Source organism: Gillisella terrae (assembly GCF_004801395.1).
In the GTDB taxonomy this organism is placed as follows: domain Bacteria; phylum Pseudomonadota; class Alphaproteobacteria; order Rhizobiales; family Rhizobiaceae; genus Allorhizobium; species Allorhizobium terrae.
The window spans coordinates 1-19,791 of record NZ_SSOA01000003.1 but is presented as its reverse complement, the minus strand read 5'-3'; the positions used below and the strand labels follow the sequence as shown (position 1 = coordinate 19,791).

General features: G+C 54.3%; 18 protein-coding genes and 1 tRNA gene. 7 read left to right on the top strand and 12 right to left on the bottom strand.

What is annotated here, in order from left to right:
* Nucleotides 1-14: 14 nt before the first annotated feature.
* Nucleotides 15-1,223, bottom strand: coding sequence for an aspartate aminotransferase family protein (locus E6C51_RS07325; RefSeq protein WP_190235512.1), 1,209 nt, complete (start codon nucleotides 1,221-1,223; stop codon nucleotides 15-17).
* A 450-nt stretch (nucleotides 1,224-1,673) separates the two neighbouring features.
* On the opposite strand from E6C51_RS07325, the gene E6C51_RS07320 reads away from it, so the two are divergent.
* Entirely contained in the window at nucleotides 1,674-2,219 is a 546-nt protein-coding gene (locus tag E6C51_RS07320) for a GcrA family cell cycle regulator (protein WP_146932140.1), read from the top strand.
* A gap of 295 nt (nucleotides 2,220-2,514) precedes the next feature.
* On the opposite strand, the gene phoB is transcribed toward E6C51_RS07320, so the two are convergent.
* The 7 genes from phoB to phoR form a co-directional block, all read right to left on the bottom strand.
* Complete coding sequence (gene phoB / locus E6C51_RS07315) at nucleotides 2,515-3,198, bottom strand: phosphate regulon transcriptional regulator PhoB (RefSeq protein WP_075639036.1); 684 nt, start codon at nucleotides 3,196-3,198, stop codon at nucleotides 2,515-2,517.
* A gap of 130 nt (nucleotides 3,199-3,328) precedes the next feature.
* Complete coding sequence (gene phoU / locus E6C51_RS07310) at nucleotides 3,329-4,036, bottom strand: phosphate signaling complex protein PhoU (protein ID WP_075639338.1); 708 nt, start codon at nucleotides 4,034-4,036, stop codon at nucleotides 3,329-3,331.
* 47 nt (nucleotides 4,037-4,083) lie between these two features.
* The gene (pstB, locus tag E6C51_RS07305) at nucleotides 4,084-4,899 is read right to left on the bottom strand and encodes a phosphate ABC transporter ATP-binding protein PstB (RefSeq protein ID WP_146932144.1); all 816 of its coding nucleotides are present in this window, start codon (nucleotides 4,897-4,899) and stop codon (nucleotides 4,084-4,086) included.
* A gap of 79 nt (nucleotides 4,900-4,978) precedes the next feature.
* A complete protein-coding gene (pstA, locus tag E6C51_RS07300; RefSeq protein WP_190235511.1) occupies nucleotides 4,979-6,301 on the bottom strand; it encodes a phosphate ABC transporter permease PstA in 1,323 nt (440 codons plus the stop codon).
* The gene (pstC, locus tag E6C51_RS07295; RefSeq protein ID WP_146932148.1) at nucleotides 6,298-7,785 is read right to left on the bottom strand and encodes a phosphate ABC transporter permease subunit PstC; all 1,488 of its coding nucleotides are present in this window, start codon (nucleotides 7,783-7,785) and stop codon (nucleotides 6,298-6,300) included. The genes pstA and pstC overlap by 4 nt, the downstream gene beginning before the upstream one ends.
* Nucleotides 7,786-7,913: 128 nt before the next feature.
* On the bottom strand, nucleotides 7,914-8,939 hold the full coding sequence (locus E6C51_RS07290; protein WP_146932150.1) for a substrate-binding domain-containing protein: 1,026 nt from the start codon (nucleotides 8,937-8,939) through the stop codon (nucleotides 7,914-7,916).
* Between the two features lie 193 nt (nucleotides 8,940-9,132).
* Nucleotides 9,133-10,395 (bottom strand): phosphate regulon sensor histidine kinase PhoR, encoded by a 1,263-nt coding sequence (gene phoR / locus E6C51_RS07285; protein ID WP_407920779.1) that lies wholly within the window; start codon nucleotides 10,393-10,395, stop codon nucleotides 9,133-9,135.
* A gap of 228 nt (nucleotides 10,396-10,623) precedes the next feature.
* On the opposite strand from phoR, the gene ppk2 reads away from it, so the two are divergent.
* A complete protein-coding gene (ppk2, locus tag E6C51_RS07280; RefSeq protein ID WP_190235509.1) occupies nucleotides 10,624-11,502 on the top strand; it encodes a polyphosphate kinase 2 in 879 nt (292 codons plus the stop codon).
* 12 nt (nucleotides 11,503-11,514) lie between these two features.
* Here the strand turns inward: ppk2 and E6C51_RS07275 are convergent, their stop codons facing one another.
* Complete coding sequence (locus E6C51_RS07275) at nucleotides 11,515-12,900, bottom strand: hypothetical protein (protein ID WP_230987110.1); 1,386 nt, start codon at nucleotides 12,898-12,900, stop codon at nucleotides 11,515-11,517.
* A gap of 248 nt (nucleotides 12,901-13,148) precedes the next feature.
* Between E6C51_RS07275 and E6C51_RS07270 the strand changes: the two genes are divergently transcribed.
* The 3 genes from E6C51_RS07270 to E6C51_RS07260 all read left to right on the top strand — a co-directional run bounded on the left by E6C51_RS07270 (nucleotide 13,149) and on the right by E6C51_RS07260 (nucleotide 16,037).
* The gene (locus E6C51_RS07270; protein WP_190235508.1) at nucleotides 13,149-14,114 is read left to right on the top strand and encodes an NAD(P)H-dependent flavin oxidoreductase; all 966 of its coding nucleotides are present in this window, start codon (nucleotides 13,149-13,151) and stop codon (nucleotides 14,112-14,114) included.
* A gap of 85 nt (nucleotides 14,115-14,199) precedes the next feature.
* Nucleotides 14,200-14,275: transfer RNA gene (locus E6C51_RS07265), tRNA-Thr, on the top strand.
* A 64-nt stretch (nucleotides 14,276-14,339) separates the two neighbouring features.
* Nucleotides 14,340-16,037, top strand: a complete 1,698-nt coding sequence (locus E6C51_RS07260) for a site-specific integrase (protein ID WP_190235507.1) — start codon at nucleotides 14,340-14,342, stop codon at nucleotides 16,035-16,037.
* On the opposite strand, the gene E6C51_RS07255 is transcribed toward E6C51_RS07260, so the two are convergent.
* Nucleotides 15,982-16,224 (bottom strand): helix-turn-helix domain-containing protein, encoded by a 243-nt coding sequence (locus E6C51_RS07255; protein WP_190235506.1) that lies wholly within the window; start codon nucleotides 16,222-16,224, stop codon nucleotides 15,982-15,984. The two genes, E6C51_RS07260 and E6C51_RS07255, sit on opposite strands and share 56 nt — an antisense overlap.
* A 97-nt stretch (nucleotides 16,225-16,321) precedes the next feature.
* Here E6C51_RS07255 and E6C51_RS07250 point away from each other — a divergent pair, with 97 nt between their 5' ends.
* Both E6C51_RS07250 and E6C51_RS07245 read left to right on the top strand, forming a co-directional pair.
* On the top strand, nucleotides 16,322-17,119 hold the full coding sequence (locus tag E6C51_RS07250) for a hypothetical protein (protein WP_190235505.1): 798 nt from the start codon (nucleotides 16,322-16,324) through the stop codon (nucleotides 17,117-17,119).
* A gap of 92 nt (nucleotides 17,120-17,211) precedes the next feature.
* On the top strand, nucleotides 17,212-17,565 hold the full coding sequence (locus E6C51_RS07245) for a thermonuclease family protein (RefSeq protein WP_330999754.1): 354 nt from the start codon (nucleotides 17,212-17,214) through the stop codon (nucleotides 17,563-17,565).
* Nucleotides 17,566-18,706: 1,141 nt separating this feature from the next.
* Here E6C51_RS07245 and E6C51_RS07240 read toward each other — a convergent pair.
* Together E6C51_RS07240 and E6C51_RS20060 are read right to left on the bottom strand one after the other, a co-directional pair.
* Nucleotides 18,707-19,342, bottom strand: coding sequence for a recombinase family protein (locus E6C51_RS07240; RefSeq protein WP_190235503.1), 636 nt, complete (start codon nucleotides 19,340-19,342; stop codon nucleotides 18,707-18,709).
* A 243-nt stretch (nucleotides 19,343-19,585) separates the two neighbouring features.
* On the bottom strand, nucleotides 19,586-19,791 hold a 206-nt coding region (locus E6C51_RS20060; protein WP_407920778.1), incomplete at its 5' end, for a transposase.

Below are 19,791 nucleotides of genomic sequence, written 5' to 3'. Positions count from 1 at the left end.
TGTGTTACCTGTTTTCAAGCCTGCGCTGCGCTGGGGGCAGCCTTTGCGGACAAGGCCTCGGCGGCCTGCTCAATGCGCTTCAAACCCTCGCGGGCTTCGTCGGCGGTGATGGTCAAGGGTGGCAGCAGACGGATAACATTATCCCCCGCTGGCACACCCAGAATATGCTCTGCTCGCATGGCAAACAGCAGTTCCGATGAGGGCTTGACGGCCTTGATGCCGAGCATCAGACCATCGCCGCGAATATCCTCAATCACATCCGGGAAGCGGTCTTTCAGCGCCGCCAGCCCTTGGCGGAACACCAGCGCGACATCGCGAACATTTTGCAAAAACTCATCGGCGAGTACAAGATCGAGCACCGCATTGCCAACGGCCATCGCCAGCGGATTGCCGCCATAGGTAGTGCCATGAACACCCGCCGTCATGCCCGATGCCGCCTCTTCTGTGGCAAGGCAGGCACCAAACGGAAAACCGCCGCCAATGCCCTTGGCAATTGCCATGATATCCGGTGTCACGCCCGCCCATTCATGGGCGAAAAATTTACCGGTTCTGCCAACACCACTTTGAACTTCATCGAGGATCAGCAGCAGGCCCTTTTCATCACAAATGGCGCGCAACTGCTTCAGGAACTCTTTTTCCACAACGCGAATGCCACCTTCACCCTGGATGGGCTCAATCAACAGAGCTGCCGTTGCGTCAGTAATGGCAGCCTTCAGCGCTTCCATGTCGCCAAACGGCACCTGATCGAAGCCGGGTGCCTTGGGTCCAAAGCCTTCCAGATATTTTTCCTGACCACCGGCAGCAATGGTCGCAATGGTCCGACCATGGAAAGCGCCTTCAAAGGTGATGATGTGGAATTTTTCGGGATGGCCTTTGGAATAATGGTAACGGCGCGCAGTCTTGATGGCGCATTCCAACGCTTCCGCGCCAGAGTTGGTGAAAAACACCTTGTCGGCAAACGTCGCTTCGGTCAGCCGCTCAGCCAGGCGCTCCTGACCGGGCACCTCGTAGAGGTTAGACAAATGCCATACCTTTTCGGCCTGGCTTTTCAAAGCATCGACCAGATGGGGATGCGAATGACCACAGGAGGTCACAGCCACGCCGCCACCGAAATCAAGGTATTTCTCGCCACTTTCGGTGTAAAGCCAAACGCCTTCACCTCGCTCAAAACGCAGCGGCGCACGTGAGAACGTGTTGAACAGCGGCGTTGTATTCTGAGCCATGACGGAAAATCCTTTATCCTGCGGCAATCCAAACTGACACTCCACGGCCGGTATGACCGTGAAAAATTAAAAATGCCGCCATCACGGCGGCCTTTGTGCGATTTGAGATGATCATGTCCTCCCCAAATTCGCAACTGCACTATTGGGGCTTCGTGCCTCATTGTCAACAAAACATCGATATTTCATGACTTTCGACGACGGGCGAAACCTCGCAACGCAAGACTCGAAAAAAACGCAATCGGCAGCAAGTTGGGGAAAAGCACGAATTTCGATTCGTGATGATTCGCCGACTCTTGTCACGGAGTCAGGCTCACACTAGGTTAATGTCTAATTACTAGACTGCATGCGGCGGAATAGTCACCAACAATTCGAGGCAAGTTGGGTTTCGGACCTCCCGAGATCGTGGTGATGGATTCTGCGCAAACGCACGCAACAGGCGGAGATTGCGGCATGAACTGGACAGATGAACGAGTTGAAAAACTCAAGAAACTATGGGCAGAAGGTCTGAGCGCAAGCCAGATTGCCACCCAGCTTGGTGGCGGTGTCAGCCGCAACGCCGTGATTGGCAAGGTTCACAGGCTTTGCCTGCCGGGCCGCGTCAAAGCTGGCGGCACCACAACAACCCCGACACGCACGGCACCAAAGCGCCCTGCCGCACCGGCTCCGCGCGCACCAAACTATCCTGCACGCACCGTAACACGCACAGCGCCGCGCGCTGAAGAAGCTGTTTCACTGAAGCAGGATATGGACATTCAGCCGATCGAAGACAAGGTAGAACTGGCTGTTATCAGCGGCACCTTGCCAACATCAAAGCGCCTGACACTGACCGACCTCACCGAGCGCACCTGCAAATGGCCGGTTGGCGATCCGATGACCGACGATTTCCATTTCTGCGGCTGCGACAGCATGGACAGCTCGCCCTATTGCAAATACCACGCAAAGCTGGCTTACCAGCCTGTCAATGAGCGCCGTCGCGCTGCGGCTGCAACACGCTAAGCGCTTCCAAGCGCGCCGTCTTCCACGCATGAAAATGCGTCGAAAAAAATACTGGGGCTGGTCTTTGTTACATTGATGATCAGCCTTTCCATTTCAGGCCAATCGTTTTCCGCCATTGAAAATTTGCACCAAACACAAAAAACGGGCCAAACGGCCCGTTTTTGCTATCGTGCACTACAGCGCCGTGCGCCATATATGGCGCACAAAGGTTCGCTGTAGCACTTTATATCTGTTGCATAATTTTCTCTTTAAACCGATTCCGGTTTAAAGAATTATGCAATAAACAAAGCCAGATTCAGGCTTCCATGGAATAGCCAGCACCGCGCACGGTGCGGATCACGTCCTGCATGTTGGAAAAATTCAGCGCCTTGCGCAGTCGTCCGACGTGCACATCCACCGTGCGCTCATCCACGTAAATGTCGTGACCCCAGACACCATCCAGAAGCTGCGAGCGCGAAAACACCCGGCCAGGGGACGCCATCAAAAACTCCAGCAGGCGAAACTCGGTTGGTCCAAGGCGCACTTCGCGGCTTTTGCGGTGAACGCGATGGGTCTCGCGATCCAGTTCAATGTCGCCGCATTTCAACACGCTGGAGAGCACTTCCGGCTTGGCCCGACGCAGCATGGCTTTCACCCGCGCCATCAGCTCCGGCGTGGAAAACGGCTTGACCACATAGTCGTCAGCACCGGTGGAGAGGCCGCGCACGCGCTCACTCTCTTCGCCCCGCGCCGTTAACATGATGATCGGCAGGCGTTCGGTCTCAGGGCGCATCCGCAAACGGCGGCACAGCTCAATACCAGACACGCCTGGCAACATCCAGTCCAGGATCAACAGATCCGGCACCCGCTCCTGAAGACAAATTTCGGCCTCGTCTCCGCGCAAGACGGTTTCGACCTCATAGCCTTCGGCTTCGAGATTATATCGAAGAAGAACGCTGAGCGCTTCTTCGTCTTCAACCACAGCAATCTTCGGCAGCATTCGTTCTCAAACCTTCAATGAGAGCCAGATAGCACAAAGGTCCTGCCCCAATGGCAAAACCTTTGTTCATGATCCCCTCACCTCAAACATGTCTGACGCATCCCGACATCAGACATGAAGCCCCTAAACCTTACTCAACAACGCCAACCGCCGTTGTCGTATCATCCTTCGGACGCTCACCCTCCGGCTGCGCACCCGTGGTCATGTAATAGATCGTCTCGGCAATATTGGTGGCATGGTCACCAACGCGCTCGATGTTCTTGGCGCAGAACAAAAGATGCGTGCAGGTGGTGATGTTGCGCGGATCTTCCATCATATAGGTCAGCATCTCGCGAAACAGCGAGGTGTACATGGCGTCAATTTCTTCGTCGCGATCGCGGATCGACTTTGCCTTTTCGGCGGAACGCGTGGTGTAGACATCCAGCACCTCTTTCAGCTGGGTCAGAGCCAGCTCAGAGAGATGCTCAATACCGCGGGCCAATTTGCGCGGCACGCCGGTGCCCTGCACGGCCATCACGCGCTTGGCATTGTTTTTGCCCATATCGCCAACGCGCTCCAGATCCGAGGCAATGCGAAGGGCACCAATGATTTCGCGCAGGTCTGCCGCCATCGGCTGGCGCTTGGCAATGGTGACGATGGCCTTGTCGCCAACGTCGCGCTCGGCGGCATCCATGATCGTGTCATCGGAAATGACCTTCTGGGCAAGGGCCGCATCCGAATTCACCAGGGCGCGAACCGATTCCGCCACCATCTGCTCAGCAAGACCGCCCATCTCGGAGATGCGACGCATGAGATATTTCAATTCCTCGTCAAAGGCAGTGTAGATATGCGCTGGCATGGCCATTTCCTCAACTTAATGGATTGTTTTCGACGTCGGCCGAATGCTCAGCCGAAGCGTCCCATGATGTAATCCTGGGTGCGCTGATCATCCGGGTTGGTAAACATTTTATCGGTGTCGTTTTCCTCAACCAGCTGACCAAGGTGGAACATGGCTGTGCGCTGCGACACACGCGCCGCCTGCTGCATGGAGTGCGTGACGATCACGATGGTAAAATTGGCCCGCAGCTCGTGGATCAATTCCTCCACCTTGGCGGTGGCAATCGGATCGAGCGCCGAGCATGGCTCGTCCATCAGGATCACTTCCGGGCTGACCGCAATGGCACGTGCAATGCACAGACGCTGCTGCTGACCACCGGAGAGGCCAGTGCCAGCTTCATGCAAACGGTCTTTGACTTCATTCCAAAGGCCGGCGCGTTGCAGGCTCTTCTCGATGATCTGATCCATATCCGCCTTGTTGCGAGCCAGACCATGGATGCGTGGGCCATAGGCCACATTCTCATAGATCGACTTGGGGAATGGATTGGGCTTTTGAAACACCATACCGACGCGGGCGCGCAGTTCCACCACGTCGATGGACGGATCATAGACATCCATCTCGTCGAGCGTGATGCGACCCGTCACGCGGCAGCCATCAATGGTGTCATTCATGCGGTTCAATGTGCGCAGGAAGGTCGACTTGCCGCAACCAGACGGGCCAATCAAAGCCGTCACGGTGTTTTCGCGAACATTGAGGTTGACGTCAAACAAGGCGCGCTTCTCACCGTAATAAACGGACACGTCCTTGCCGACCATTTTATAGTTCATTTCGGTCATTTTCTGATCCAGCGCCTTTTCCACTGCTGATTCGGACATCATGTTCATGGAATTTACTCCTCTGGCTTTCTCAATAGCGCATTTGCAGATGAAAAGCCGTCCACATTTCTTTCAGGGGCGGCACCGCCTACCAGCGCCGCTCGAAACGCCGCCGCAGCAGAATAGCCCCGACATTCATGATCAACAGGAAGATAAGCAGAATGATGATCGCACCCGACGTGCGCTCGACAAAGGCACGCTCCGCTTCATTGGCCCACATGTAGATCTGCACCGGCAAAGCGGTTGAGGGATCCATCGGGGTTGCCGGATAATCGGCCACAAAGGCCACCATACCGATGAGCAGCAGTGGCGCGGTTTCACCCAGGGCATGGGCCAGACCGATAATGGTTCCGGTCAGGATACCCGGCATGGCCAATGGCAGAACATGATGGAACACGGTCTGCATTTTCGATGCACCAAGGCCAAGCGCTGCCGAGCGAATGGACGGTGGCACCGCCTTCAAAGCGGCACGGGTGGCGATGATAATGGTTGGCAAGGTCATCAGCGTCAGAACCAGACCACCCACCAGCGATGCAGAGCGTGGCAGGCCCATGAAGTTGATGAATACGGCCAGACCCAGCAAACCAAAGACGATGGAAGGCACCGCCGCCAGATTGTTGATGTTGACCTCAATCAGGTCCGTCCAGCGGTTTTTAGGCGCAAACTCCTCAAGATAGATTGAGGCCGCCACACCAATGGGCAGAGCCAGAGCCAACACGATCAACATCATGTAGGCAGAGCCGATCAAGGCCACACCCACGCCAGCGGCTTCCGGGCGGCTGGATGCACCATTGAAGAAAATGCCGGTGTTGAACGCCTTGTGCAAAGCACCGCTTGCCGCCAGCTTGTTCATCCATTCGATCTGCTGATCCGAAATCTTGCGATTGGCCTCATCGGTGGTGAGGTCAAACTGACCTTTGAAAGCCGAGTCAATCGTGGCGCTGGCCAGCACAGAAATCGGCACGGTTTTACCAACCACCGACGGATCGGCCATGACCACCGAGCGCAATTGAATGCGCGCGCTGTCCGACACCATCTCCATCAAGGCTTTCATGGCCGGGCGGTTGGTGGTTTCCAGCCCCAGTTCCTTTGCCACTGCATTGCGCACAAGCAATGGATAGTTGGCGGGCAGCAGCACATCCGGGTTGGTAGCGCGCTGATTGTTGGGATCAATGATCTTCTGGCTGAACTCAACCGGTACCGTAATGGTGGTTTGCAAAAAGGCCGTATAGCCCTTTGACACCACGGAACTCAGCAACAGCGCCAGAAAAATCAGGCCAAAGGCAATCGCCGCAATGCCATAGGCACGGAAACGACGTTCAGCAGCATAGCGGCGTTTGATGCCGATATCGCGGCGCGGCGCTTTTGCGCCTGCCATTGAAGCAGGGCCTTGAGAGACGACATCACTCATTCGTACTGCTCCCGGTATTTGCGCACGATATAAAGTGCATAGATGTTAAGGCAAAGCGTGATGACAAACAGGGTAATACCCAGCGCAAAGGCCACCAGCGTCTGCGGTGAGGTAAACTCAAGGTCGCCCGTCAACTGGTTGACAATCTTGACGGTCACGGTTGTCATCGGCTCAAACGGGCTGAACTGAATGCGGGCTGCAACACCTGCGGCCAGCACCACAATCATGGTTTCACCCACAGCGCGCGAGGCGGTCATCAGCAGTGCGCCGACAATGCCCGGCAGAGCGGCTGGCAAGATCACATTCTTGACCGTCTCAGAGCGGGTTGCGCCGAGGCCCAACGATCCGTCTCTGAGCGAGCGCGGCACGGCTGTGATGATGTCATCGGAGAGCGAGGAGACGTATGGGATCAACATGATGCCCATCACGAAACCGGCGGTCAGAACACTTTGCGCCTGAATGAAGCTGGTAAAATCGCCCGTCGCGATGCCGCTGATCTTGGCAGAAATATCGCGCAGGAAAGGCCCGACCGAGGTGAGTGCGAAGAAGCCGTAAACGATGGTGGGAATGCCCGCCAGCACTTCCAGAAGCGGCTTGGTAACGGCGCGCAGCTTTGGCGATGCATATTCAGCCATATAGATTGCCGAAAACAACCCGACGGGAACCGCAAACAGCATGGCGACCGCGCCAATATAAAGCGTACCCAGCAGCAGCGGGATCAGACCAAACTGGCCGCCGGTGTCGGTGGAGCCAGCCGCCGCAAAACGCGGATCCCAGACCACACCAAAGAAGAATTTCCACGCTGGAACCGCCTGGAAGAAATGCACCGTCTCGCTGAACATCGACAGGATAATGCCAACCGTGGTCAGAATGGCGATGGACGAGCACAGGATAAGCGCTGCCAGCATGACCTGCTCAACGCGATTGCGCGCCCGAAAGCGTGGCGCAATCATCCGCATTCCAAGAGCTGCGCCGGCAATCGACAGCGCAATCACCACAGCGGTCATGGCCATGCTGTTGATGGCACTCATGCTGTTGAGCGATTCTGCTGCATTCAGCATATAAGCATCCGGCTCACCCGCCAGCGGCACGCCGTGATCGCCCAAAATGGTGCGCGCCGTCGATGGATCGGCAGCCTTCAGTTTTGCCAGGGTATCCGCATCAAGATCGCGCATCCCCCGCGCAATCGACATGATCGTCCCGTAGTTCAAATTTTGTGTGGCAGCGGCCTGAGATTGCGCCTGCGGCGGCAAAGCTTCGCGCACACTTGTTTCAATCACCTTTGGCGCAATCGACAGCCAGGCAGCCAGAACAAGAAAAGCAGGAACAACCGCCATCACCGCAACAAAGCTGCCGTGATAGCCATAGCGAGAATGAAGCGAGGATGCCTTGCCTCCCGCGAGAGACGCTGCACGCGAAGCTCCCATCAGATAAGACACGACCCCAATCGCGATCACAATAAACAACAGTATGGATAGACTCATGTACATCCCCGGGTCACCATACCCCTACCCCAGAAGAGCAAGGAGAGAAGGCTGACAGATCATGATTGAAGGCGCGATCTGCCAAAATGAAAGTTGGCGCGGATGAAACACCCGCGCCAGTTATCTGCTTATTTGCCAGCTGTGAACTTGGCGCGGAATTCTTCGCGCTCTTTCTCAGGAGCAGGAACCAGGCCATAGTTGGCCAATGGGCCGTCGTCACCGATCATCTGGTCCGACAGGAAGAAATCCACATATTCCTTCATGCCTGGGATCACGCCGAGGTGCGCCTTCTTGACGTAGAAGAACAGTGGACGCGACACTGGGTACTTGCCAGATGCAACGGTTTCAACCGAAGGCTTGACGCCAGAAATCGTGGCAACCTTCAGCTTGTCCGCGTTGTTTTCGTAGAAGGACAAGCCGAATACGCCAACAGCTGTCTTGTTGGCCGAGATGCGGGCCAGCGTTTCGGTGTAGTCGCCATCAATATCGACAGCCTTGCCATCCTTACGCACGGCGATGCACTTCTTGGGCGCATCCTTTTTGTCGACAGCCTTTTCGATCACAGCCAGAGCGCCGGATTCTTTGCAGCCTTCGGCCAGAACCTTTTCTTCAAACACTTCGCGTGTGCCGTGCTTTTCGCCCGGAATGAAGGCCATGATGTCTGTGTCCGGCAGGTCCTTGTTGACTTCCGACCACTTCTTGTAAGGGTTGGCAACCAGCTTGCCATCCACCACAACTTCAGCGGCCAGAGCCTTGTAAAGATCAGCAGGCACCAAAGCGAGGTCTTTGTTGGAAGCATCAACGGCAAAGACGATACCGTCGTAGCCGAACTTCACTTCCTGAATTTCTGTTACGCCATTCTTTTTGCAGGCCTCAACTTCAGAGTCCTTGATCGGACGGGAAGCATTGGCAATATCAATGGTTTCCGGGCCAACACCCTTGCAGAATTCCTTCAGACCAGCAGACGAGCCGCCCGATTCAACCACCGGAGTCTTGAACTTGGGGAAGGTTTCGCCAAAGGTTTCAGCAACGATCTTGGCATAAGGCAAAACGGTGGAAGAACCAGCGACCTGAACCTGATCGCGGGCAGAAGCCGCACCGGCAAATGCAACAGATGCGACCAAAGCCGCTACGGAAAGTCTTAGCATGTTCATAAATCTCTCCCGAGAATGAGCTTTTGTTTGGGAAGCAGGCGTCCCCCGCCTGCCCTCGCCGTGCTCCGGCTGCTTGTACTTAGCGCCCGATGGCCTTAGCTTTTATGTCACTTTGATGAAACATTTATGACAGTCTAATTTATTGATTTATCTATAAAATTTAGAATAACCTAAAAAAATTATGACATTCATGTCAAAAACGCACCGTGAAGTCCGTCCCAACCCCAATTTCTGATCGAATAATCAGGCGTGCCCGGTGGCGTGTGAGAATATGCTTAACGATGGCAAGCCCAAGTCCGGTGCCTTTTTTGGATCGGCTATCGGTGACGCTGACTCGATAAAACCGCTCGGTCAGGCGCGGCACGTCGTCTGCGGGGATGCCGGGGCCTTTATCAACAACGCTGACTTCCACAGCGTCGGGGGTCTGACGCAGGAAGACATCGACCTGCTTGCCTTCCTGTCCGTATTTGCAGGCATTTTCGATCAGGTTTTCAAACACCTGAATCAGCTCATCGCGGTCCCCCGTCACCTCGATCGGCTCTTCGGGCAAATGCAGGCGCAAATCCACATCCAGCTCCGTCGCCAACGGGCTGAGGGAATCGCGCACATGGCTCAACACCGGCTGCAAGGCCACTTTCTGGTCTGGTGCCAGATGGGCCTTCAATTCCAGCCGCGAGAGCGACAAAAGATCATCCACCAGCCGGCTCATGCGGTTGGCCTGATCCAGCATAATGCCCAAAAACCGCTCGCGCGCCTTGTCATCATTGCGCGCCGGCCCCAGCAACGTTTCGATAAAGCCGCGCAGAGAGGCAAGCGGCGTGCGCAATTCATGGCTGGCATTGGCGACAAAATCCGAACGCATGCGATCAAGGCGGCGCAACTCGGAAATATCACGAAAGGTCATGACAAACAGCGCCGAGTGCCGCTTTAGCTGCGGCAGGGCCAGCGGGGCCACCCGCACCACAAACACACGCTCGGACGGCAGCACTTCGGAGTGCTCGAACTGATTGGGCAGACCATTGCCCACGGTTTCGCGCACCATGTCCAAAATACCGGGAGAGCGCCAACGGGCGGACAGATGAACGCCCGCCGCCACCACACCAAAGGCCTTTTCTGCCGCAGCATTTTGAAAGGCGACGGTGCCATCCGCCCCAAACACCAGACATGGCAGCTCAATGGCCGCAAAGGTTGCCTTGAGCAAGCCCTCCACATCTTCGCCAGAGAGCGGTGGTGCGGCAGAGGACGCTTTTTGCACCACATCGGGTGTCTGCGCGTCATCAACATCACCGTAGAGCATGATGACAACCAGCGCGAAGGCAAACAGGATGCAGCTAAAAACCAGATTGGCTCCAGCCAGCGCCGCACTGCCGGACACAAGGACATCCAGAAGAATAAAATCCCAACGACGACGAAGCCTTTGACCAAAGACACGCAAAGGTGACAAAAAATACTTCAAGGCAAACCTCGGCGCGGCACGGTACAAGGGGCTGGACATTTCAAAGAAGGATTACATCTTATTCCTCTAGCATGACAGAATTGTACCGCCTTCGAACAGTGTTGCATCACATAAAGTTGCGACACCTATGCCAGCCTTCATCAAAACAGCGACAAACGATTGAATGATATAGGCATTTCATTCACTATCCTGTCCAGATTGCCGCTCAAAACACCTGTGGAGAATGCAATGAACCAAGCGATTGCCAGCCGCAAAGTCACTCTTGAAATCAATGGCCAGCAGCGCGAATTTGACATTGATGATCCGGTTTTGCCCGATTGGGTGGACAAAGGCGCCCTTGCATCGGGCGGCTATCCCTATGATAAAAAACTGAAGCAAAGTGATTATGACGAGCAATTGAAGGCCCTACAAATTGAACTGGTCAAAGTCCAATTTTGGCTACAGGCCACCGGGGCCCGTGTTATGGCGCTGTTTGAAGGGCGCGATGCTGCTGGCAAGGGCGGCACGATCCACTCGATTTTATCCTATATGAACCCGCGTTCTGCGCGCAATGTGGCGCTGACCAAACCGACGGAGACCGAAAAAAGTCAATGGTATTTTCAGCGCTATATTGCCGAGTTTCCAAGTGCTGGCGAATTCGTACTGTTTGACCGTTCCTGGTATAACCGCGCGGTGGTTGAGCCGGTGATGGGCTTTTGCACAGAGGAGCAGTACAGGCATTTTATGGAGCAGGTGCCACGGTTTGAAAAACTGATCCAGCAGGACAATATCCACTTCTTCAAATTCTGGTTGGATATTGGCCGCGAAATGCAGATTGAGCGGTTTCACGATCGCCGCCACGATCCGCTCAAAGTCTGGAAACTCTCACCCATGGACATTGCCGCTCTGAACCGGTGGGATGACTATACCGAAAAGCGCGACCGGATGCTGAAAGAAACCCATTCCAAGGAAGCACCCTGGACCGTGGTGCGGGCCAACGACAAACGCCGCGCGCGCCTCAATGCCATCCGCCATATCCTGTTATCACTGGATTATGACGGCAAAGACCTCAAGGCGATCGGCGACATTGACGAAAAAATCCTGGGTAAGCCATCCAAGATCCTCTGACAACGGCAGGCATTATTGCCCCGGCAAAACCCGGATGGAATAGACATTGATTCCAGCACCATTGCCGCTCATATCGGTGTTGATGGTGAATTGTCCGGGTGCGTTGGGGGTGACCGCGGGGGGCAAGGTCACCCGAAACAGCAGGTCTGCCTGCTCCGGATTGGCTGTGAAGCGATGACGGGAACAGCCGCCCAGCCGATCAAATTCGCAGGAGACCGCAAACTGCACCGGCTTCTCGCCTGTCGATTGCACCGTGATGGCAATCGTTGAGGTTTTACCCACCATTTCACGCAGAATATCCGGCGAAACCGTGAAAATCGCAGCGCCATCCGCATCTGAACTGCGCGAGGCGATCTTGACGGCCTGCCCATCGCTTGCACCCAAAACCTCCACCGTGGCGTTCGGGCCTGCCTTGACGGCGCGGGCATCGCTGGGCTTGAAAATATCCAGCCATGCGCTGGAGAACCCACGCTGCGGATCAATGGTCTTCGGCTCCTGGCTATTGCCCGAAAAATCATCGGCAGAAGCTGTGGGCGTCGGCGTCGGCACGCCAGTCTGGCGCTCGGCTGCGGTAAGAAGAAGACCCGTTGAATAGACCCACCAGGCTGCAATGCCGATGGAGCTCAGAATAACAACGAAGATAAAGATTCGCGAGAACAGACCCCGGCGACGCCGTGGCTTGGCTCGGGCTGCGGCTTGAGCTTGGGCTTTGGCGGCGGCTTGAGCGCGTTTCTTCGACCCGCGCTTTGATGGCTTTTCATCAACCACATCAGACGCAGGGGCGGCCGCCTGCCGGCGCTCACCCATAACCGCATCCATCGCGGGGCGGTCATCGCGCTCGGCTCTCACATCATCCAAAGATGAAGGGTGATCGGCGACGTGATCACGATCAGCACCAAAGGAGAGCACGCCTGCATCCTCTGCGGCAGGCTCGGTCGGTTTCGATGCTTGAGGCGCTTTCGGCTCACTCGCACGGGACTGAGGCATGGGCTGCGGTGCAGCTGGCGTCGGTGCAGCTGGCGGGGGCGAAACTGGCTGCGGTGCTGCGGGGGTAACAGGTTTTGCAACCGGCGGCGCAACTTCAGCCTGCGCTTTTAAACGCTCACGCTCTTCCTGCTCAATCGCATGGATTGTCGCTTCAAGCTGATGGCGTTGCTCGGCCACGGTTTCGGGATCATTGACGCCCTGCTTGCGCAAACCGGATTCCAGCGCCTGGCGGGCAGATTGATAAATCCGCGCCCGCACCTCCGCCTTCGTGCGGTCCGACCGCTCCAACGCGCCTCTAATCGCCGTTTCCAATCCGCTCACGCCTGATCTTTCCTCATACACCGTGCCGGAACCATGCCAGCGCACACTCTCTTGCTGCGAATCGGTAACGGCTGCCCAGACAAACCGCAAGCCCGCCTGCGCACCTTTATCACGCCTTTCACTATATATGGGACGACAAGGACCCGACATCATAGGTCATATCTGCTCACAAGCAGCAATCAACATGATGCATGTCATCATCCCCCGGCGGCGAACCGGAACTGCCACAATAGTTGGAACAAACCCGACATATTTGAGAAGAGAACGCTCTTTTCAATCGCCAATGGCTCTGCTATCGTTTTGACGTTTACGGAAACGTCAAATATTTGAGGTGTGCAATGGCCCTTCCAGCAATTCTCTCTCGTCATCTTGCCTTGCCGGTTGTGGCATCTCCCCTCTTCATTATTTCCCACCCTGCCCTGACACTGGCCCAGTGCAAGGCCGGTGTGGTTGGCTCGTTTCCGGCACTCAACGCACGCCCCGAAGCCCAATTGGATGAATGGCTGGCCGAGATCACCGAAAATCTCGCCGCCTACAATGCCGCAAACCCTGAGAAGCCCGCAGCACCCTTTGCCGTCAATCAGATCGTGCATACCTCCAACAAACGTTTGGAGCATGATCTTGGCCTGTGCGTGAAATACAAGGTGCCGATCGTGATTTCGTCGCTGGGGGCCGTGCCAGAGGTCAATGCTGCCATTCATTCCTATGGCGGCATTGTGCTGCATGATGTCATCAACAATCGCCACGCAAACTCAGCGATCCGCAAAGGAGCGGATGGCCTGATTGCGGTTGCCGCTGGCGCGGGCGGCCATGCTGGCAGGCTCTCGCCTTTTGCACTTTTGCAGGAAATCCGTGAATGGTTTGATGGCCCCCTGCTGTTGGCAGGCTCCATAGCCAATGGCGGTGCAATTTTGGCAGCGCAAGCCGCGGGGGCTGACATGGCCTATATCGGCTCGCCCTTCATTGCCACCGAGGAAGCCCGTGCTTCCGAAGCCTACAAGCAGGCTTTGGTTGAAGGCAGCGCCGACGATATTGTCTATTCCAACTATTTTACCGGCGTGCATGGCAATTACCTGAAATCCTCCATCAAGGCTTCTGGCCTTGACCCCGACCATCTGCCTGAAGCCGACCCGGGCAAAATGGATTTTGAAGCGGCCACCACCGGCGCGAAAGCCTGGAAGGACATCTGGGGCTGCGGTCAAGGCATAGGAGCGATCAAGTCGGTTCAGCCGGTCTCGGCCTTGGTTGGCAGGCTGGAAAGCGAGTACCATGCGGCAAAAGCAAGGATTTGCGAAAAAGCGTAACAGATCAGAAAAGGCATCTTGAAATCCGCAAAGTTTGCCTGTATCCACCCGCTCAGAATGGAAATCGCTTCTCGCGGTTTCCTGGGCCGCTTTAGCTCAGGTGGTAGAGCACATCATTCGTAATGATGGGGTCGCAGGTTCGAGTCCTGCAAGCGGCACCATTTCCTTTTAAATCAAAGACTTGCTTCCGGTTTCCACAGGTGGGACACTCCGGTGAGGCATTTTTTGTTCGTTCCCACGTACCTTCTCAAGTCTCGGCACGGCCTATTCTACTTCCGTTGGCCACTACCCAAGCTGCTACATCCGCACGGTAAAGCTGAAACGATCAAGCTGTCGCTACAGACGCGTGACCCACAAAAGGCATTGCGCTTGTCCCGCTCTTTGATCCAGATAGGTGAACAACTGAATGACCACGGGATTGCCTACGGAATGCGATACGACGAACTGCACGGCCTCCTGAAGAGGCACTTCCGCGAACTTCTCGACACGGTTAAAAACGAAATAGATATCCAAGGCCGCTTGAACGAAAAGACGCGAGCGGACTATCAACAGCGGCTTGCGACGACCGAGCGTGAAATAGCAGAGGACAAACCGCTATCGTTTGGAACCGGCTACGAGACGCTACTTGCAAGCTTTATGAAGCAATACAACGTGCCTTTTTCAGGTGCTGACCAACAGTATCAGTGGCTTGAGCGAGATTTTAAAAAGGCCGTCCGTAGCTTTCTCAAAGCCGCTTTGGATCACGATGCCTCATACGATGATTTTGACCTTAATACATCAGATGAACGCATCATATCCGCTCCTACACTCGGAGCTAACCTTTCGCCTGCCCCGATGGAGCCGCCAATCAGTGCAGGCGTAACAATACAAGAACTAGCCAAGCGGTTTATCATGGAGCGAAAGCGGGGCGGGAACTGGGTAGAAACCACCGTAAGCGGTAAGGAGGAATATCTTGGCCTGCTTACAGAGCTTTTCGGAACCAACCGCGATATTGCCACCTTGACCCACAAGGATGTGACGACCGTTAAGGAAACCCTCTTTGCCCTACCCAAGCATCGTCACAAAAAGCAGGCGACGATTGGCAAACCATTGGCAGAGATACTAACTATGACAAACCTGTCGCGACTATCAGTGCCTTCAATCAATAAATACTTGCAGACCTACAATGACTTTTTCGGCTATGCGCACCAGCACGGCCATATCAAACATAATCTGTTTGCGGCTGTCGCGATAAAACAGAATCGTCAACGGTTACAGGCAAAAACCCGCGAAGGGTTCACACCGGAGCAAGTGCGAACAATTCTGGAAGCCATAGTGGACGGCGGCTTTTTGCATGCGCGTAAGCCTCATCAAAAATGGGGACCGCTAATAGGTTTGTATACCGGGGCGAGACTAAATGAGATCGCGCAAATCGATCTTACAGACATCAAACAAGAAGGTGAAATCTGGTTTTTTGACCTGAATGATGAGGGTGATGAAAAAAAGCTGAAGACCTTGTCTGCAAAGCGCAGGGTTCCGATACATAAAGACCTTCTCGCGCTTGGCTTCTTGGATTATGTACAGTCACTCCGTCAGCGGGGCGTATCAAAGCTGTTCCACGATCTTAGCACATCAGTTGAACATGGTCGTGGACGAGCAATTGGCCGTTGGTTCAACGAGACCCTGCTACCATCTCTTGGCATCAAAACAAAGCTACTCGTGTTTCACAGCCTACGGCAAACGGTTGTGACTAAGCTTGTGAATGCTCAAGTTGACGGCCCTCTGATCAAGGCCCTTGTCGGACACAGCCAACAGGGTGTGACCTACCAGAGTTATTTTGGCGGCCACACGCTGCACCTGCTCAATGACGCGATACAGAAGCTGGATTTCACTCAGGAACCTGCTGCAACCGATCCACAAGCGCGTGAACATCCAACCCGATGATGCTGGCGATCGTTAGCAATTCCAGCAAATCGACACGCCGTTCGCCACTTTCGATATTGGCGATGAAGGGTTGATGGCGTCCTAAAACCTTTGCGACCTGCGCTTGAGACAAGCCTTTAGCGCGGCGCTGTTCTGCAATCGCCGTTACCAATACCTCCTGTCTCTTTGAATGCAGTGTTTTTGCCATGCGCGGTTGACTGTCCCTTCAACCGTGCGGTAATCCGATTTTTAGATTATCCAAAAATCAGATATTCCGATCCAGATCGAAACACAGAGGTAGACGCATGGAAATCATCATCATTGGGTTGCTGGCATTCGCTGGCTACAGGTTCTTTCGCCATACCAGCCGCACAGGCAAGGAGGCCGTGCGGGCCTACGTCTATCTGGAAACGCTCAAGAAGGGTTTGCCGCCTGAAGATGCCAATGTCATGACGGAGGTATTGCTCAGCGACGTTGGCAAAGACCTTGCGATCAACGCCATGAATATGGCGAAGCTGGAGTACGCAACCGTACATCGTGGCAAACAGCTTCCAATGATCGGCTACGCCTACCGACAGGGAATGCAAACGACGATGCCATTCTGGTATCAGAAGATGGCACTTGCAGCGCCAGAGACTTTGGGGATTGAAGTTGCATACGGTCGCATTAGCACGATCACTACAGATGAAGACCCACAGGCCGACGAGGACATGCGCAAGGACGAGCGGTATGTCGACTTCTACGAGACCTACGCAAATGAGGTTCATCGTATTTCTGGCAAGTCTGTCAGCGATCCCCGCGTTACAGACCTTATGGAACACGAACCGTTACACCGCGCCCACACAGACGGTATCGACCCCTTACTGCTGGCAGCGAAATACTGCCATGATCACAAGATAATCGAGAAATTTGCCGACTACGAGAGCTATTATGCCGCCTTCGCACAGGAACTCAGGCGTTTCTCTGCCAACGCCTCCGAACATGCCGGGTGGCTTGCACGAGCACATCCTAACTTGATCGATAGCAACTTTAAACAGGATATCCATCCTCGCCTGACTGCACTCAGTTTCCATCATCTCGTCACCGAGCAGCACAGCGCGTGAAGAATTGCAGCACATTCGGCATGCTGATCGTGGCGTGCTTATGTATGGAAGCAAGCGCCTCGCAGGTTACAAAGCTTCCACAAGGTGCCGACATGAGCGAGATAGCTTTTGATCTGTGCAAGACCGGGTCACGGCTCAACTGCATCGTGGACGGAGATACGCTTTGGAGCAACGGTATCAAAATCCGCATTGCCGACATCGATACATCGGAAGTCGGCGCACCCCATTGCGCAGCCGAGAAGGCGCTGGGAGATCACGCAACCGTTCGGCTCAAGGAACTAGTCAATGCTGGCCCCTTCCAGATGCAGGCATGGCGGGGACGAGATGAAGACAAGTACGGGCGCAAGCTTCGGGTGCTGGTACGGGATGGCCGATCCATTGGCGACATGCTTGTGTCGGAAGGCTTAGCCCGGACATGGGGCGGCAAAAGACAGCCGTGGTGCTAACAGGTTTTCCGTACAGCCGGGGGAATAGTTGCTCAGGAAAGAGTGGCGTTACGAGACAGCTACACGAGAACAGTAAAGCATATCAGAGAGCTGACATTATTTTAGTCAACATTGAAATTCCCAAATTTGCCCGCTGACGAGCGTTTTTCGTCTCGACGCCTCATTGCCAATTGCAAGCCCTGCTTTCGCTCTGAGCGAGCTCCTGCAGTCGAAAGAAGCCCCTCAAGGAATGAAACGCACAGCGCGACATATAAGCTCAAAAATATTTGGATGCATTGAGTTCAAACCACAAGGTTTTCGTATTTCCAATCCGTATCGTACCCACATAGAACGAATCTCATATATATCACCTGTACATTATTATGATAACCGTGAGTTACAACGTAATCGGCACCGACAATATATACTCCATTCTGTATTTATATTTTGTATTTATCACTTATTCTTAAAACTGGACACGACCACTGTACACTTAGGACTGATAGCCGGATCGGGGTGGCGTGCTGGTGCCGTTTTGCTAGTGCCGAAATCCGCTAAAATGCCATTCCCCTGAACTGTACTGATGGCTCCATAGCTAGATACTGCAGCATTCATCGATACCTTCATCCATATAACATATTCATTGATATTAAACCTATATCTATATCTATATCTATATGTATATCTATATGTATATGTATATGTATATGTATATGCAATGGAGTGCTTTACCTAATTTTATTATTATCGGTATATAAATCTGCATATCTAACTTGGTAAAACTGATACACTGTACAGTGAGGATTGGGGATTTGGTCTTAAAGAGCCATCTGGTCAAAGCCGAACCTGCCATGACTACAATGGTCAGCAACCCATTCGGCATCCGGCTTATTATCCTATTAGGGTCCGTTACCTTTCCGGCATCGTCAACCGTTCTATTCCGTAACCAGACTATCGGCTGTCATACTTGCTGATCCATCATGCGTCAGCATCCTATCGGCCAGCACTGGATTGGTATCGCAGCCAGCTTGTATCAGGCTCTAAAGCCGTGCTTTCAACTGGTGATAAACTGATACCGCGTTTCTATTTCCTATTAGTGTCCGGCTAGAGAAAGATCCTATAAAATCTTTTATAAACAGCGCTTTAATTGTAAGCTTGGACATCACATACCCCACTTAACTAAAGCTGCTTCGGCCCCGGCCTGATCCCCTTTAATTCTGAGAACTGTCTGTCTGGTCAGTCCAGTGGCTTTTGAAATTTCAGATGCGCCGTTGCCAAACGCCAGCATGTCCGCAACCTGCCGGAACGTCTTTCGATCATAACTCGGCTTTTTGCCCCTGTAGCGTTCGGCGTCACCCTTGCTTGCCTCTATTCCGGCCCGCTGAGCGGCTTTTGTGGCTTCCGCCTGAGCTTGAGCCGTCGCGGCCATGAACGCAATCAGCGCATCCCTTACAGCCTGCTGTATCGGGTCCGCCGTCGCCCCGTCGAACGTCATGCTGTTGATGACCGTTTTCACGATGACCCCCTGCCGCATGAAATGCCGAATGGCGTCTGTCACATCCTCGTAGTTGCGGCCCAGTCTATCGACCCACCGGACTACTAGCACATCCCCATGGCGGAGCTTATCGTACAGCCTCTTGCCTTCCGGTCTGTCCGCAAGTCTGGTGCTGATACCCGACACGCCATTGTCAGCAAGAACCTCATCAATGACGAAACCTGCTTGCTCGGCTTGCGTTCGCTGGTGATCAATCGTCTGGTCTATGGTTGATACACGGGCGTACAATACAGTCTTTGACATGACCCAATCCTTATCCGTTAGGGTTATGTCCGTTAAAATGCATGTACGATGATCCAAGTCAACCCTTACGGACACTCTTTCGTGCTTCATTCCAGATGTACGTTAGGGTATACCCCTACGGACAATGCCCGTACCCCGCCTTATGTCCTATGTGGCGTAACATTGGCTGGCGCTGAAGGCACCGTATGCCGCGCCGGAAGAACGTACAGATGCGCCGAACCCGCCCCCCCCTACGGGGCAGGCCTATCGCATATGGTGAATGAGCTCGAGTAGGTATTTCTCGTTCCATGCGGCCTTTTTGAGTTTTCGTCGCATGGGAACTCTTTCTGGATGCATGGTGGCAATGTTGAGTGCGAGCCGTCGCATGATGGCAAGGTTTTGGGGCGCATTGTTCTTTCGTGAGCGCCCCGCATCTTCGGCAAAGACGGTATCAAGAACCCAGTGCAGGT

Bases quoted from the DNA above. Each gene is read 5' to 3' on its own strand.
- pstB (WP_146932144.1), bottom strand. From the start codon at position 4,899: ATGAACATGATGTCCGAATCAGCAGTGGAAAAGGCGCTGGATCAGAAA.
- pstA (WP_190235511.1), bottom strand. From the start codon at position 6,301: ATGAGTGATGTCGTCTCTCAAGGCCCTGCTTCAATGGCAGGCGCAAAA.
- E6C51_RS07240 (WP_190235503.1), bottom strand. From the start codon at position 19,342: ATGTCAAAGACTGTATTGTACGCCCGTGTATCAACCATAGACCAGACG.
- ppk2 (WP_190235509.1), top strand. From the start codon at position 10,624: ATGAACCAAGCGATTGCCAGCCGCAAAGTCACTCTTGAAATCAATGGC.
- E6C51_RS07325 (WP_190235512.1), bottom strand. From the start codon at position 1,223: ATGGCTCAGAATACAACGCCGCTGTTCAACACGTTCTCACGTGCGCCG.
- E6C51_RS07255 (WP_190235506.1), bottom strand. From the start codon at position 16,224: ATGGCAAAAACACTGCATTCAAAGAGACAGGAGGTATTGGTAACGGCG.
- pstC (WP_146932148.1), bottom strand. From the start codon at position 7,785: ATGAGTCTATCCATACTGTTGTTTATTGTGATCGCGATTGGGGTCGTG.
- phoB (WP_075639036.1), bottom strand. From the start codon at position 3,198: ATGCTGCCGAAGATTGCTGTGGTTGAAGACGAAGAAGCGCTCAGCGTT.
- E6C51_RS07290 (WP_146932150.1), bottom strand. From the start codon at position 8,939: ATGAACATGCTAAGACTTTCCGTAGCGGCTTTGGTCGCATCTGTTGCA.
- E6C51_RS07250 (WP_190235505.1), top strand. From the start codon at position 16,322: ATGGAAATCATCATCATTGGGTTGCTGGCATTCGCTGGCTACAGGTTC.
- E6C51_RS07270 (WP_190235508.1), top strand. From the start codon at position 13,149: ATGGCCCTTCCAGCAATTCTCTCTCGTCATCTTGCCTTGCCGGTTGTG.
- E6C51_RS07320 (WP_146932140.1), top strand. From the start codon at position 1,674: ATGAACTGGACAGATGAACGAGTTGAAAAACTCAAGAAACTATGGGCA.
- E6C51_RS07245 (WP_330999754.1), top strand. From the start codon at position 17,212: ATGAGCGAGATAGCTTTTGATCTGTGCAAGACCGGGTCACGGCTCAAC.
- phoU (WP_075639338.1), bottom strand. From the start codon at position 4,036: ATGCCAGCGCATATCTACACTGCCTTTGACGAGGAATTGAAATATCTC.